Raw genomic sequence first — 13,844 nt, 5'->3', positions numbered from 1 at the left:
CAGCTTGTCATCAGATATTCGTCTGATTGTGGGCCTGGGAAATCCAGGCCCAGAATATGAAAACACGCGACACAACGCTGGCGTCTGGTTTCTTAATGAACTGGCGGCACGTTTCAATACCTCCCTCACGCCCGAAAATAAGTTTTACGGTTTAACTGGCCGTATTACCATAGGCACACAAGATATTCGTCTGCTCTACCCTACAACTTTTATGAATAAAAGTGGTCAGGCCGTTGCTGCGATGGCAAACTTTTATCGCATCCCCGCAGAGAATATGTTGGTTGCTTTCGACGAACTCGATTTACCCCCTGGTATTGCCAAATACAAAATGGGTGGTAGTTCCAGTCAAAATGGAATTCGAGATATCGTCGCCAGAATGGGCAATAATAAAGATTTCTTACGTTTACGCATTGGCATCGGTCATCCGGGCCATAAAAGTAAAGTAACCGGCCATGTACTTGGCAAACCACCGGCAAATGAAAAAACCGCCATCGATGATGTCATTGATGAAGCTGTCCGGTGTACAGAAATGCTAATCAAAAACGACTTAAAGCAAGCTCAGAACCGACTGCATAGTTTTAAAGCTGACGTTCAGGGCTAATCAACCAAACAAGGGTCCAGCACATGGGTTTTAAATGTGGCATCGTTGGTCTGCCAAATGTGGGTAAATCTACCCTGTTCAACGCTCTTACCAAAGCCGGCATTGAAGCGGCGAACTTTCCGTTCTGTACAATTGAACCGAATACAGGTGTCGTACCCGTACCGGATCTGCGTTTAGATAAGCTGGCAGAGATTGTGAATCCCCAACGTGTTATTCCTACTACCATGGAATTCGTCGATATTGCGGGTCTGGTTGAAGGTGCATCGAAAGGTGAAGGTTTAGGTAACAAATTCCTGGCAAACATCCGTGAAACCGATGCGATTGGCCACGTAGTACGTTGCTTTGAAAACGACAACATTGTTCACGTTGCTGGTAAGGTGAGTCCAAAGGACGATATCGACGTTATTAATACGGAACTTGCACTTGCTGATCTGGAGACCACAGAAAAAGCCATTCATCGTGTTGCGAAACGCGCTAAAGGCGGCGATGCCGATGCGAAGTACGAATTAAAAGTACTGGAAAAAATTAAGCCGCATCTGGACGAAGGTAATCTGTTGCGCTCTTTGGAACTGACCAAAGAAGAAATGGCAGCGATTAGCTACATGAACATGTTAACGCTGAAACCAACTATGTACATCGCTAACGTGAACGATGACGGTTTTGAGAACAATCCATTCCTTGATCAGGTGAAAGAAATTGCAGCGGGCGAAAATGCGGTAGTCGTTGCGGTTTGTGCCGAAATTGAAGCTGAAATTGCTGAATTGGATGATGACGAGCGTGAAGAATTCATGCAGGACATGGGATTAGAAGAACCTGGTCTAAATCGTGTAATTCGTGCTGGCTACAACCTGCTAACTCTGCAAACGTATTTTACCGCGGGCGTAAAAGAAGTACGTGCATGGACTTTCCCTGAAGGTTCAACCGCGCCACAAGCTGCTGGTAAAATCCACACCGATTTTGAGAAAGGCTTTATCCGCGCTGAAATCGTTGGCTACGATAACTATATTGAGTTTGGTGGCGAACAAGGTGCCAAGGATGCCGGTAAATGGCGTCTGGAAGGTAAAGACTACATCGTTAAAGATGGTGACGTAATTCACTTCCGCTTTAACGTATAAAGCATAGCTTTATAAACATGTAAAACACCGCCTGATGGCGGTGTTTTTGTTTGTACAGGCTGGAGTAAACCCCTTTTTTAAACGAACCGCAGTACCAGCCCAATGATGACGCCGGTTAAAATAAGCTGTACCAAACAAAACCCCATGATGTCTTTTGCTTTTAGGCCAGCAATGGCCAATACAGGTAACGCCCAGAACGGCTGAATAAGGTTGGTCCAAGCATCCCCCCACGCTACGCCCATAGCAACGCGGTTGACATCTGCCCCTAATTCCAGCGCAGCAGGCAGCACCACCGGCGCCTGAACAGCCCACTGCCCGCCGCCCGACGGTACGAAAATGTTCACAATGCCCGCACTGATAAAGCTCCACACCGGCAGAGATTCGGCTGTTGCCAGGCCAATCAACCATTCTGATAAGCTTTGTGCCAAGCCAGACTGCACCATCACTGCCATGATTCCAGCGTAAAACGGAAACTGGATAACAATTCCTGCACCGCCTTTTACAGCCTGATGCAAACTGAATAGTAATCGTCGTGGCGTTTTGTGCAGAATAATAGCCAGAAACAAAAACGAGCCATTTACCACGTTCAGATTTAGCGTGCCGCCACCAATAAAGTACATGAGTAAGTATCCCATTCCCGCGAAGCCAATTAACTGCGCCAGAATAATACTGTTCTCGAGTCTGTCTGCGGGTCGGGTATTGGCTTCATCGACGGTGTGTTTGTCTTCCAGCATTTCAGCCGGCACGATCACGCTATCTTCCGGTTTTGGCATCATAAGCCGGTTTACCAACGGCATGACGATAAACAAAATGGCCACCAGGATAAGATTAAAGGTTGCAAAGATGGTTTCTGATGTATCAATAACACCAATTTGATCTACAGAAAAATGACCCGGTGTGGCAATGGTTAAAGGGACAGAACCAGCAAGCCCACCATGCCACACAACAAAACCAGAATACGCACTGGCAACCAGTAGTCGATAATCCACTTCGATTCGCTTTGCCAGCGCTTTGGCAAATAATGCCCCTACCACTAATCCAAAGCCCCAGTTTAGCCAGCTCGCCATTAACGATACCAGGGTAACCAGAATAATGGCTTTTCCTGCGGAATTTGCCAGCGCGGCGAGACTTTCCAGGCACTTTTTCACCAATGGCGTGCTTGCCAACATATAACCTGTTACTAAAACCAGTAACATTTGCATGGAAAAACTGAGTAATCCCCACAAACCACTTCCCCATTGTTCGACAACCACGGTCAAAGATTGGCCTTCTATTAGCATGGCTGCGGAAAAAACCACCAGCGTAAGCAATAAAACGAAGATATAGGGATCGGGTAGGTAGCGTTCGACGAGTTTTACAAAAGGTGTTGCCACGCGATTCAGCATAGTTTTGATTATTCCTTAAACAATTAGTTAACACCTTACCGAAAAAAGTCGAAAATCAAAGGAAATAAATTTTTAAAAAAGTGATTTCGAGCGGCCAAATCAGGGGGTACTTCCCCTTCAATGCTCAGAAAATATCGTTGAAAATCATGGTTCCTTGTATTCTTAATAACCATTTTGCTGATAAATTAGGCATTTCGGTACACATTATGACCACTTAGAGAAAGTTAGTAAAAAAGGGGTTGACGGTGCCCCGTCATATCCGCATAATACGCGCCACTTCCTGAGAGGGAAGAGAAAAAGAAGAGGCTACGTAGCTCAGTTGGTTAGAGCACATCACTCATAATGATGGGGTCGCAAGTTCGAATCTCGCCGTAGCCACCACTCTTCTTATTTATCTCTCAGGTATGTCCTAGTTGCGCGGAAGTGGTGGAATTGGTAGACACGCTGGATTTAGGTTCCAGTGCTTCACGGCGTGAGAGTTCAAGTCTCTCCTTCCGCACCATCTGTTGGGGTATAGCCAAGTTGGTAAGGCAGCGGGTTTTGATCCCGCCATCCGTAGGTTCGAGTCCTGCTACCCCAGCCATTATTTCGTTACGTTGAATCCTTTCAGCTAACACCCAGTTGATTGGGGTATAGCCAAGTTGGTAAGGCAGCGGGTTTTGATCCCGCCATCCGTAGGTTCGAGTCCTGCTACCCCAGCCATAATAGAAAAAGCCAGTCTTATGACTGGCTTTTTTTATTTCTGCTTCCCTACCCGGCAAGCATTATTTTTCATTCAGAAAAATAAGATAATTATTCAGAACAGGTAATGAATCACTTTTCCCCTTCGCCTGTTCTGATAAGATAAATAGCAACACACAATCATAAGAACAAATAAACAGGAATTCATGTGATTAACGATATTGTATCGGCCGTAAATAACGTGCTGTGGGGTGACGGCCAGGTGCTTATCGTCATGCTGCTCGGATGTGGACTCTGGTTCACATGGAAGCTAGGCGCTGTTCAGCTTCGCCACTTCACGCACATGTTCAAATTAATGAAAGGTAGTACCTCTTCTACCAAAGAAGGTATTAGTTCATTTCAAGCTTTATGCACTAGCCTGTCGGCTCGGGTAGGTACCGGCAATCTCGCCGGTGTGGCAGTGGCCATTTCATTAGGTGGCGCAGGCGCCATTTTTTGGATGTGGGTCATTGCCTTTTTAGGCATGGCTACCGGTTTTGCCGAAAGCGTGCTGGGCCAGCTTTATAAAGTGAAAGATGAAAACGGCGAATACCGCGGTGGACCCGCTTACTATATTAAGCAGGGACTGAACAAAACCTGGCTGGCGGTTGCGTTTTCTCTCTGTTTGTTCTTCGGTTATGGATTTGTATTCAGTGCCGTACAGGCCAACACGATTACCGATGCACTGAACAATGCTTACAGTTTTAATCCACTCTATTCTGGTCTTGTGATAATTGGCTTGGCGTCGTTAATTGTCGTTGGGGGATTACGCGGTATCGCTCGCTTCGCTGAATGGATTGTTCCGTTCATGGCCATTGGCTACGTACTGGCTGCCATCATTATTGTGGTGCTCAATATTACCGAGTTACCCGCAGTGTTGATGTCAATTATTAAATCGGCATTTGGCTTACAAGAAGCCGGTGCGGGTATGCTGGGAGCAGCCATTAAAAATGGTATTCAGCGTGGTCTGTATTCTAACGAAGCAGGCTCAGGCAGTGTGCCCCACGCGGCTGCCAGTGCCGCGCCTAATCCAAATCACCCGGTATCGCAAGGATATGTACAAATGCTTGGTGTGTTTATTGATACCATGATTTTATGTACGGCTACGGCGTTTATCATCCTGCTTGCCGGCGGTGAAGCCACCGGACACATGGAAGGCATCGGTATGACTCAGGCGGCAATGACCAAACACATCGGTATGGGCGGCGAAGACTTTGTCGCAGCAGCAATCTGTCTGTTCTCGTTTACCTCTGTGGTAGCCAATTACGCTTATGGCGAAAGTAACCTGCATATGTTCAAACTGGATAATAAAGTGGGTCGTATTGCTTACACCATTGGTTATCTGGGTATGATCCTGTGGGGTTCACAGGCCGCACTGCCAACTGTATGGGCCATGGCCGATATGGCGCTGGGTTTGATGTCTGTGATCAATATCATTGCTATTGTATGGATGACACCGACTATCGTTTCTATCAGCAAAGATTATTTTGCCAAACACGACCGTGGTGGCGATATGGAGTACAAAACTGGCGACTGTGAGATTCAGGGAAAAACTGAAGACGGTATCTGGTAAACGAATTACGGCTATCTGCTTAAGATAGCCGTTTTTGTTTTACTTCACCGGTGTCCACGCAAACTTTTCGAATGCCGCATCTACAGGCGTTTCAGCAAGATGATTGGTATAATTACTCATCACTTTCTGAGCTAGAATTAATATAATATCTAGCATATTTCTTGATGTGTAACCCGCATCAGTAAAGCCTTTCATCGCCGCATCGTCAATGTGCCCACGACCTCGGGTGACAGAGAGGACTGCATTTCTCAGGGCATTTAACTTTGCATCTTCAAGCTCTTCATTATTACGCAATGCATCAATGAGTTTATCATCAACTTTCATGTTTTTAGCGATGCCTGTATGCGCAGGCACGCAATAGTGGCACTGGTGCTCCACGTTTACCGTTTGCCAGACCACGGTTAATTCATCTGCAGAAAAATCTGTTTTCTGAGCTAAATCATGAAGCACCTGATAACCTTCCAGTAATTCAGGAGATGATGCCATGACCGCATGTAAATTGGGGATCATTCCGAAAGACTTCTTTGAATTTTCCAGTAGTGGCTTAGCTTTATCGGGAGCAGTATCTTGAGTATGTAATGTATAAGTAGTCATAAAATTCTCCTTTAAGTAAAATAATCAACGCAATGTGATTGCTCTGTAACCATGATACAAGGGGTTTGAACGATCGTTCAACCACCAATTTGAACACTTGTTCAAAAAAATAATTTTTAGGCTATATTTTATGAAATTAAGCAATGAAGAACTGATTAAGAGTGCGACTGCAGTATTCTGGAAAAAAGGCTATAGCGCTGTGGGCATGCGTGAGTTGCAAACCGCATTGGATATGCGGCCAGGAAGCATTTACCACCGATTTAAAAGTAAAGATGGCTTGTTTCAGCTGGTGATAGAAACGTACGTAGAGGATAGTAAAAGTGATATAGAGGCCTGTTCCACCTTTCCGGATACGCTTGCAGAGTTAGAAAAATATTTTGTCAGTGTGACAACTTGTCCCGGGGACTTGCAGTACCAACGTCAATGTCTGCTGGTTAGAACACTTTCTGATATGGAACAATTGCCGGAAGCGATCAGGCAGGTAGTAGTTGAAGGGATGGCTGCGCTGAAATCAGCATTTTTGTTAGTGTTGAAGAATGCTCAGCAGCAAGGCAACATATCACAAGAAGCTGATCTCAATGAGCTGGCCGCCTGGCTTCAATGTCAATTCGTCGGTCTTAGAACACAGGCTTTTGTCTGTGATGACGATGAACAAACTAAACGACTGATAAACAGAGCGATGAGCGAATTAAATAGCGCCGCCTGAGATGACACAGGCTGAATTAACCCTGCATCATCATCCGAATAAGCTGTATTACCAGTGATATCATCACCAACGGCCAGATCCAGCGGCTGATTTTGCCCGCGGTTTCCGGACTTACCCGCATATTCGAACGTTCAATCAGTGGCACAATGATAAACAGCGCCGCGAAAAGCACACCCAGTAAGATCAGAACTTCCATTCATCCATCCCCATCGCATATTTGAGTATCTTGTGTTTTATTGGCCCCGCCATATCAGCGCCTTTCAACATCAAGTTTCTTATCCATTTAACTGGGGGTATTTCATTACTAAACAAGAGGTAGAAACTGTCCATGGCCGACATCATCATCAAGTTGTCCCGCTTGCGAGGCGTTTCATAAGCTGTCTTAAGCTGTTGATGAAACTCTGGCTGCTCCGGTTTACAGGTTGCAGTAACAGCCAACAACGCGGCCACATCTTTGAAACCGAGATTCACGCCCTGCCCAGCCAACGGGTTAATGGTATGAGCGGCATCCCCTACCAGAATAACGCCGGGACGCACATAGTCTGAGGCGTGGGAACGGGTGAGCACAAAGGACGCTTTATCCAGTATAGAAAATGGACCTATCCGATCTGGAAAATGCGATTGGATTTCTTCAGTGAGTTGCTGCTTGCTTAAACTTTTCAGCTGTTTGATGCGCGTTGCATCGTCGTACCAAATTAATGAGGCATAATTGCCATACATTGGCAACAACGCCCTGGGCCCACTCGGGTAAAACTGCTGCCAGGTTTCAGAACCGGGATCACTTTGCAATTCTACCGTAATGCCCATAGCCTGCTGCCCGTATTGCCAGCCGGTGCTGCCGATTTGTGCAAGCGCCCTCACCTGACTGCGAGCACCGTCAGCACCAATGAGATAACGACATTGCAATACCTCGTGATTGTCCAGTTCAACCGCGGTAATGCCTTCAGTTTCTCGGTATCCAACCAGTTTTGTCTGATTAATCCAGGTCACATCATAATCGGCAAGCGCCTGATGACAGCCAAGTTGTATCAGGCGATTTTCAACAAAGTAACCTAAAAGCGACTGACCGATACTTTGGGCGTCAAATTCGGTGGCCATTGATGGCTGTTCCCACACCGACAGTTTGCTGTAAGGTTTCACCCGGTAATTCTCAATAAATGACCATGCCCCCAGCGCCCGCATTAAATCCACCGATGTGAGACTAATGGCTGAAAGTCGCAGGTCCGGCTTCTGGCCAGGGTCGAAAGCTTGCGGCATGGCTGTTTCAATAATAGCCACCTTATAGCCCTGTTGCGTAAGCCCCAGCGCGAGCGCCGCACCCACCATGCCGCCGCCATTTATACAAAAATCGAACATATCTGAAATTCCGGACATAACAACTCCCTGAGTAAGGCCGCATTATGACGTAAACTCTTTTTAACTACCAACCACCATGATTTCTGCCTTGCGTTAGATCAGCCGGCTATACTTAACCACATTAAAGTGCCTAACAGATTTAACGAATCACTGGGCAAACCGCACCACAAAATGTAAAATACGCGGCTATTTTGAACACATGCCGGCCATTTATCGTGATTACCCTTTGGTGGTCCCTGCCGGAAAACCTGAAATCGTGATGTGAATATGACCAAGAAGCTGTATATCAAAACCTGGGGCTGTCAGATGAACGAGTACGACTCGGAGAAGATGGCAGATCTATTGGACTCTACCCATGGTTATTCGCTTGCGCAGGAAGCCGAGGATGCGGACGTTATCCTCCTCAACACCTGTTCGATCCGTGAAAAAGCACAGGAAAAGGTGTTCCACCAACTAGGCCGCTGGAAAAATCTGAAGAAAGACAAGCCAGAACTCATTATTGGCGTAGGCGGCTGCGTGGCCTCACAGGAAGGTGACCAAATTCGTCAACGCGCGCCATTTGTAGACATCGTATTTGGCCCGCAAACCCTGCACCGCTTACCTGAAATGATTAAGCAACTGCACGGCGGCGCATCGTCAGTGGTTGACGTGAGCTTCCCCGAAATCGAAAAATTCGATTCACTGCCCGAGCCTCGTGCAGAAGGACCCACAGCCTTTGTATCAATTATGGAAGGTTGCTCTAAGTACTGTACGTTCTGCGTTGTACCTTACACCCGAGGCGAGGAAGTGAGCCGTCCGGTGGATGATGTCATTCTGGAAATTGCCCAATTGGCTGAACAAGGTGTGCGTGAAGTTAACCTGCTTGGTCAGAACGTAAACGCGTTCCGTGGTGAACACCACGACGGCACCATCTGTCGTTTCGCAGAATTACTGGAATTGGTAGCGGCAATTGATGGTATCGACCGCATTCGCTATACCACGTCGCATCCGGTTGAATTTACTGACGACATCATTGCTGCTTACGAAAGCATTCCGGAGCTGGTTGATCACCTGCATTTGCCGGTACAAAGTGGTTCAGACCGCATTCTGAATATGATGAAGCGTGGCCACACGGCATTAGAATACAAATCAAAAATCAGAAAGCTGAAGAAAGTACGTCCGAATATCTGCATGTCATCTGACTTTATCATTGGCTATCCGGGTGAAACCGATGCTGATTTTGAAGCTACCATGGATCTCATCCAGGCCATCGATTACGACCTGAGCTTTAGCTTCATTTACAGTGCCCGTCCGGGTACACCCGCGGCTGACGCCGTTGATGACGTGACCGAAGAAGTGAAAAAGCAACGTCTTCATCTGCTACAGCAACGTATTACACAACAAGCACTGCGCATTGCCCGTCACATGGTAGGTACCGAACAGCGTATTTTGGTGGAAGGACCGTCGAAAAAGAACCCAATGGAACTGTCTGGCCGTACTGAAAATAACCGTGTTGTGAACTTCGAAGGTATGCCCGACATGATTGGCGAATTCGTTGATGTGAAGATCACAGACGTATTCACTAATTCACTGCGTGGTGAAGTGGTTCGCCGAGAGAAAGATATGGGCTTGCGTGTGGCGGTTTCGCCCCAATCTATCATGGCAAAGCATCAGAATGACGTTCCCGATGCACTGGGCGTGGGTCAATACGTCCCAGCCTGATTTAATTTAAGAAGTGAGGAATAACAGAACTTGAGTACTCTGGTAAGCAACGAAGTAATTTTAGAACCTGCAGACAATAAACGTTTATCCAGCCTGTGCGGCCCGTTTGATGACAATATCAAACAAATTGAACGCAGATTGGGCGTTGAAATCAGCTATCGCAACAATAAATTTAAAATATTGGGCGAAGCACTTCAGGCAAACGGTGCTGCTGAGCTACTCAAGCTCCTCTACATTGAAACACAGCCGGTAAAGGGTTTAGTACCGCAACTCGAACCTGAACAAGTCCACCTGGCCATTCAGGAAGCCCGATGCCTTGAGCGTGAAGAGACCACCGTGTACGGGAAAGAGATTAATATCCGTACTAAACGTGGTGTCATCAAGCCCCGTAATCCCAATCAGGCACAGTACGTTGCTAACGTCGTTAATCACGATATCACCTTTGGTATTGGCCCAGCAGGTACGGGTAAAACCTATCTGGCGGTTGCCTGTGCGGTTGACGCATTAGAGCGTCAGGAAGTTCGCCGTATTCTGCTTACCCGTCCTGCGGTTGAAGCCGGTGAAAAACTGGGTTTCCTACCGGGTGATTTGTCTCAGAAAGTCGATCCGTATTTGCGTCCACTCTACGATGCGCTCTTTGAGATGCTGGGGTTCGAGAAAGTAGAGAAGTTGATGGAGCGCAATGTCATTGAAGTGGCCCCGCTGGCGTATATGCGTGGGCGCACCTTGAACGATGCCTTCATCATTCTGGATGAGTCGCAAAATACCACGACTGAACAGATGAAAATGTTCCTCACCCGTATTGGCTTTAACTCCAAGGCTGTGATCACCGGCGATATCACGCAGGTAGATTTACCGCGCGGTGTGCGCTCAGGATTACGTAACGCCATTGAAGTGTTAGAGAACGTGAACGATATTTCGTTTAACTTCTTTAAAGCAGAAGACGTGGTGCGCCACCCTGTGGTTGCCCGTATTGTTACCGCTTATGAAAAGCATGACAGTGAACAGGAAAAAGTGCGTTTAGCCAAAAAAGCAGCCGCAGAACAGGAAAAGCAGAATCAAGCTGCCGCCTCCGATACCGCAAATAAAGAGGCTGGTGACGCCGGGAACAAACCGTGACCGCCATCATCGACCTTCAGCAAGCTTATACGCCGCAAGATGCAATTGCGGCGCGCATTCCCGATGAATCCATGCTTACCACCTGGGCTGATGCTGTACTCGCAGCATTAGGAACCGAGGAGAAAGAAATTACGGTTCGCTTCGTTGATGAAGAGGAATCCCACGAACTGAACCATCAGTACCGTGGCAAAGATAAACCTACCAATGTGCTTTCTTTTCCGTTTGAATGCCCGCCAGGCGTGCCATTGAATTTGCTGGGTGACTTAGTGATATGTGCCCCTGTCATAGAGAAAGAAGCCTGTGAGCAAAACAAAGCGGTGAACCACCATTATGCCCATATGGTCGTGCATGGAATCTTGCACTTACTGGGTTATGATCACATTGAAGACGATGAAGCAGAAGAAATGGAAGCGCTTGAAATTAAAATTTTAGCGCAATTATCCATTGACGACCCGTATCAAGAGCTTTAACTTTCACTAAAACACTCAATATTTAAGAGATTTATGAGCGAAGACAACCCTCACTCTACCAACGGCTCGACGAGCAAAGGTTGGTTCGACAAGCTACGAACGACATTTTCCGGCGAGCCGAGAAGTAAAGAAGAGCTGGTGGATGTAATCACCGAAGCCGAGCACCGTGAACTTATTGATCCCCAAACCCGGGAAATGATTGAAGGCGTCATCGGTGTTAACGAGATGCGGGTACGGGACATTATGATCCCCCGCACTCAAATGGCCACCATTGATATCAACCAGAAGGTAGACGAGTTTCTTCCTATTATCCTTGATACCGCGCATTCCCGGTTCCCGGTAATAAGCGAAGATAAAGACCATATTGAAGGTATTCTGTTAGCAAAAGACTTGCTGCTTTATGCTTTTACCCCCGATAAAGCGTTTGAGCTGAAAGACGTGATCCGCCCGGCGGTTATCGTTCCTGAGAGTAAACGTGTGGATGTGCTGCTAAAAGAGTTTCGTCAGCAGCGTTATCACATGGCTATCGTGGTCGATGAATACGGTGGTGTTTCTGGTCTGGTTACTATTGAAGATATTCTCGAACTCATTGTGGGCGAGATTGAAGATGAATACGACACCGACGAAGACGGCACCGACGACATCAAGCCGCTGAACAAGTCTACCTATACGGTGAAAGCACTCACGCCTGTAGAAGACTTTAACGACTTCTTCAAAACCACATTCAGTGAAGAAGAAGCCGACACCATTGGCGGTATTGTGCTGAAGGCTTTCGGGCACATGCCTGAAACCAACGATGAAATTACCATCAGTGATATTCATTTCAAAATTACTAACTCAGACAAACGTCGTCTGGTTCAACTCAAAGTGACTGTTCCCTCCATGGAGTAACGCGTTCTGAAAACGTTTGTTCCCTATTTACTGGCGCTCCTCAGTGGCGCCAGTGTTACATTTGCCTACGCCCCATTTTCTCTATGGCCGGTAACCTTTCTGGCCATTGCGCTTGGTATTCGCCAGCTGACAAAAACCCGCCGCCCGTTTCTCACCGCCTGGTTGTTCGGCCTTGGCTGGTTTGGCGCTGGGATCAGTTGGGTACATGTCAGTATTGCTGATTTTGGTGGCCTACCTATTATTCTCTCAGTTGGGCTCATGCTCATACTTTGCAGCTATCTGGCGCTTTATCCCGCATTCGCACTGTGGCTGAGTCAAAAGTACTTCCCACCCCGTTTATGGCCGCTGGCGCTGCCATTTCTATGGACTCTTTCTGAGTGTCTTCGAAGCTGGATGCTATCAGGTTTTCCCTGGTTATCACTGGGGTACAGCCAAATAAACAGTCCGTTAGCAGGCTGGGTTCCGTTAATTGGAGAAACCGGCGTCACTGCCATTGTTATTGCGCTATGCGCGGCTTTGGCGGTATATCGCTTTAGCAAGCAGTATGTTGCGCTGGCGGCCCTGTTTATTGCTGCCTTTGTTCCCGGTTGGATACTTATTGGCAAATCATGGACGCAACCTGCAGCTACCTACAAAATAGCGATGGTACAGGGAAACATTGCTCAGTCACTGCGTTGGGTGCCAGAGCAAGACATGCCCACCATGGAGAAATATCGTGCCTTGAGTGAGCCGCTATGGAACAGTGATCTGGTAGTATGGCCTGAAGCCGCCGTGCCGAAATTGGAATTGCTGGCCAGTGATTATCTAGTAGAAATGGATAATTTAGCGCTGAACACAGACTCTGCGCTTATCACCGGCATTGTGAATTACAACTTTGAATCTGATGAAGCCTGGAATAACTTGCTCGTGCTGGGTAAACGTAAGCCTGACGATACGTACGGCAGCTATCATTATTTTCATAACAATCGTTATGCCAAGCACCATCTGTTACCCATTGGCGAGTTTGTGCCCTTTGAAGATATTTTAAGGCCATTGGCCCCGTTATTTGACTTACCCATGTCGTCATTTTCCCGGGGGGACTTTGTACAGACAAACCTGGTAGCGAATGGAATTCATTTGGCGCCGGCAATTTGTTTTGAAATCGCCTTTCCCCATCAGGTCGCTGCAAACGTACACAACGATACCGATATGATTATTACCGTGAGTAACGATGCCTGGTTTGGCCATTCCCATGGTCCGGCGCAGCATTTAGACATCGCCAGAATGCGGGCTCTAGAACTCGGTAGACCGGTATTGCGCGCCACCAATAATGGGATCACTGCGTTTATCAACGACAAAGGTGACGTTACGTCAGTACTTCCCCAGTTTGAAGCTGGTAGTTTGTCGCAAATCGTTCAGGCCCGTAAAGGGATGACGCCCTACAAACAGTTTGGCGATATTATGCTTTGGTTACTGACTGCGGCTTTCTTAGCAGCCGCCATTATTATCAAGCGTAAACAATAACTTAACAAAACAAGATGTTACCACTATTTAGAAAGCCAGCCATCTTTTAATCAGGCTGGCTTTTTCGCGATTTGCCACCGATTTTTTGCGATAACCGTAATTCTATCTGC

At 47.1% G+C, this 13,844-nt stretch carries 13 protein-coding genes and 4 tRNA genes; 13 read left to right on the top strand and 4 right to left on the bottom strand.

The genetic code is table 11. From position 1 onward, the window contains the following. Positions 1–4 precede the first annotated feature (4 nt). Both pth and ychF read left to right on the top strand, forming a co-directional pair. Positions 5–601: an aminoacyl-tRNA hydrolase gene (pth, locus tag BFC18_RS02020; protein ID WP_070123528.1), complete on the top strand. Its 597-nt coding sequence runs from the start codon at positions 5–7 to the stop codon at positions 599–601. 23 nt (positions 602–624) lie between these two features. Continuing rightward, entirely contained in the window at positions 625–1,716 is a 1,092-nt protein-coding gene (ychF, locus tag BFC18_RS02015; protein ID WP_070123527.1) for a redox-regulated ATPase YchF, read from the top strand. A 77-nt stretch (positions 1,717–1,793) separates the two neighbouring features. On the opposite strand, the gene BFC18_RS02010 is transcribed toward ychF, so the two are convergent. Beyond that, entirely contained in the window at positions 1,794–3,101 is a 1,308-nt protein-coding gene (locus tag BFC18_RS02010; RefSeq protein WP_070123526.1) for a short-chain fatty acid transporter, read from the bottom strand. A 304-nt stretch (positions 3,102–3,405) separates the two neighbouring features. Between BFC18_RS02010 and BFC18_RS02005 the strand changes: the two genes are divergently transcribed. The 5 genes from BFC18_RS02005 to BFC18_RS01985 all read left to right on the top strand — a co-directional run bounded on the left by BFC18_RS02005 (position 3,406) and on the right by BFC18_RS01985 (position 5,394). Further along, positions 3,406–3,482, top strand: a tRNA-Met gene (locus tag BFC18_RS02005). A 36-nt stretch (positions 3,483–3,518) separates the two neighbouring features. Further along, positions 3,519–3,603: transfer RNA gene (locus tag BFC18_RS02000), tRNA-Leu, on the top strand. A gap of 5 nt (positions 3,604–3,608) precedes the next feature. Continuing rightward, positions 3,609–3,684: transfer RNA gene (locus BFC18_RS01995), tRNA-Gln, on the top strand. Between the two features lie 43 nt (positions 3,685–3,727). Beyond that, positions 3,728–3,803 (top strand) — tRNA-Gln (locus BFC18_RS01990). Positions 3,804–3,990: 187 nt separating this feature from the next. Continuing rightward, a complete protein-coding gene (locus tag BFC18_RS01985) occupies positions 3,991–5,394 on the top strand; it encodes an alanine/glycine:cation symporter family protein (RefSeq protein ID WP_070123525.1) in 1,404 nt (467 codons plus the stop codon). A 39-nt stretch (positions 5,395–5,433) separates the two neighbouring features. On the opposite strand, the gene BFC18_RS01980 is transcribed toward BFC18_RS01985, so the two are convergent. Beyond that, on the bottom strand, positions 5,434–5,988 hold the full coding sequence (locus BFC18_RS01980) for a carboxymuconolactone decarboxylase family protein (protein WP_070123524.1): 555 nt from the start codon (positions 5,986–5,988) through the stop codon (positions 5,434–5,436). 130 nt (positions 5,989–6,118) lie between these two features. Between BFC18_RS01980 and BFC18_RS01975 the strand changes: the two genes are divergently transcribed. Then, positions 6,119–6,694: a TetR/AcrR family transcriptional regulator gene (locus BFC18_RS01975; RefSeq protein WP_070123523.1), complete on the top strand. Its 576-nt coding sequence runs from the start codon at positions 6,119–6,121 to the stop codon at positions 6,692–6,694. 16 nt (positions 6,695–6,710) lie between these two features. Here BFC18_RS01975 and BFC18_RS01970 read toward each other — a convergent pair whose 3' ends face one another. Together BFC18_RS01970 and BFC18_RS01965 are read right to left on the bottom strand one after the other, a co-directional pair. Continuing rightward, positions 6,711–6,890 carry a hypothetical protein gene (locus tag BFC18_RS01970; protein WP_070123522.1) on the bottom strand — a complete coding sequence of 60 codons (180 nt, stop codon included), beginning with the start codon at positions 6,888–6,890 and terminating at the stop codon, positions 6,711–6,713. Further along, the gene (locus BFC18_RS01965; protein ID WP_070123626.1) at positions 6,878–8,050 is read right to left on the bottom strand and encodes an FAD-dependent monooxygenase; all 1,173 of its coding nucleotides are present in this window, start codon (positions 8,048–8,050) and stop codon (positions 6,878–6,880) included. Before BFC18_RS01965 ends, BFC18_RS01970 begins: the two co-directional genes overlap by 13 nt. 267 nt (positions 8,051–8,317) lie before the next feature. Between BFC18_RS01965 and miaB the strand changes: the two genes are divergently transcribed. Genes miaB through lnt form a run of 5 tightly spaced genes read left to right on the top strand, consistent with a single transcriptional unit; the run spans position 8,318 to position 13,734 of the window. Beyond that, positions 8,318–9,751 carry a tRNA (N6-isopentenyl adenosine(37)-C2)-methylthiotransferase MiaB gene (miaB, locus tag BFC18_RS01960; RefSeq protein ID WP_070123521.1) on the top strand — a complete coding sequence of 478 codons (1,434 nt, stop codon included), beginning with the start codon at positions 8,318–8,320 and terminating at the stop codon, positions 9,749–9,751. Positions 9,752–9,781: 30 nt separating this feature from the next. Next, positions 9,782–10,870 carry a PhoH family protein gene (locus BFC18_RS01955; protein ID WP_070123520.1) on the top strand — a complete coding sequence of 363 codons (1,089 nt, stop codon included), beginning with the start codon at positions 9,782–9,784 and terminating at the stop codon, positions 10,868–10,870. Then, positions 10,867–11,340 (top strand): rRNA maturation RNase YbeY, encoded by a 474-nt coding sequence (ybeY, locus tag BFC18_RS01950; RefSeq protein WP_070123519.1) that lies wholly within the window; start codon positions 10,867–10,869, stop codon positions 11,338–11,340. The genes BFC18_RS01955 and ybeY overlap by 4 nt, the downstream gene beginning before the upstream one ends. Before the next feature lie 33 nt (positions 11,341–11,373). Further along, on the top strand, positions 11,374–12,231 hold the full coding sequence (gene corC, locus BFC18_RS01945) for a CNNM family magnesium/cobalt transport protein CorC (RefSeq protein WP_070123518.1): 858 nt from the start codon (positions 11,374–11,376) through the stop codon (positions 12,229–12,231). Positions 12,232–12,237: 6 nt separating this feature from the next. Further along, entirely contained in the window at positions 12,238–13,734 is a 1,497-nt protein-coding gene (lnt, locus tag BFC18_RS01940) for an apolipoprotein N-acyltransferase (RefSeq protein WP_070123517.1), read from the top strand. Positions 13,735–13,844 lie beyond the last annotated feature (110 nt).

Origin of the sequence: Alteromonas confluentis, assembly GCF_001757105.1 — a bacterium.
Taxonomy (GTDB): domain Bacteria; phylum Pseudomonadota; class Gammaproteobacteria; order Enterobacterales; family Alteromonadaceae; genus Alteromonas; species Alteromonas confluentis.
The sequence above is the reverse complement of the archived record's forward strand: the minus strand, read 5'-3'. Positions and strand labels throughout refer to the sequence as shown.

What these genes read in the sequence shown, in the direction of transcription:
- BFC18_RS01975 (WP_070123523.1), top strand. Translation starts at nt 6,119, where the DNA reads ATGAAATTAAGCAATGAAGAACTGATTAAGAGTGCGACTGCAGTATTC.
- BFC18_RS02010 (WP_070123526.1), bottom strand. Translation starts at nt 3,101, where the DNA reads ATGCTGAATCGCGTGGCAACACCTTTTGTAAAACTCGTCGAACGCTAC.
- corC (WP_070123518.1), top strand. Translation starts at nt 11,374, where the DNA reads ATGAGCGAAGACAACCCTCACTCTACCAACGGCTCGACGAGCAAAGGT.
- BFC18_RS01970 (WP_070123522.1), bottom strand. Translation starts at nt 6,890, where the DNA reads ATGGAAGTTCTGATCTTACTGGGTGTGCTTTTCGCGGCGCTGTTTATC.
- miaB (WP_070123521.1), top strand. Translation starts at nt 8,318, where the DNA reads ATGACCAAGAAGCTGTATATCAAAACCTGGGGCTGTCAGATGAACGAG.
- ychF (WP_070123527.1), top strand. Translation starts at nt 625, where the DNA reads ATGGGTTTTAAATGTGGCATCGTTGGTCTGCCAAATGTGGGTAAATCT.
- BFC18_RS01965 (WP_070123626.1), bottom strand. Translation starts at nt 8,050, where the DNA reads ATGTTCGATTTTTGTATAAATGGCGGCGGCATGGTGGGTGCGGCGCTC.
- BFC18_RS01980 (WP_070123524.1), bottom strand. Translation starts at nt 5,988, where the DNA reads ATGACTACTTATACATTACATACTCAAGATACTGCTCCCGATAAAGCT.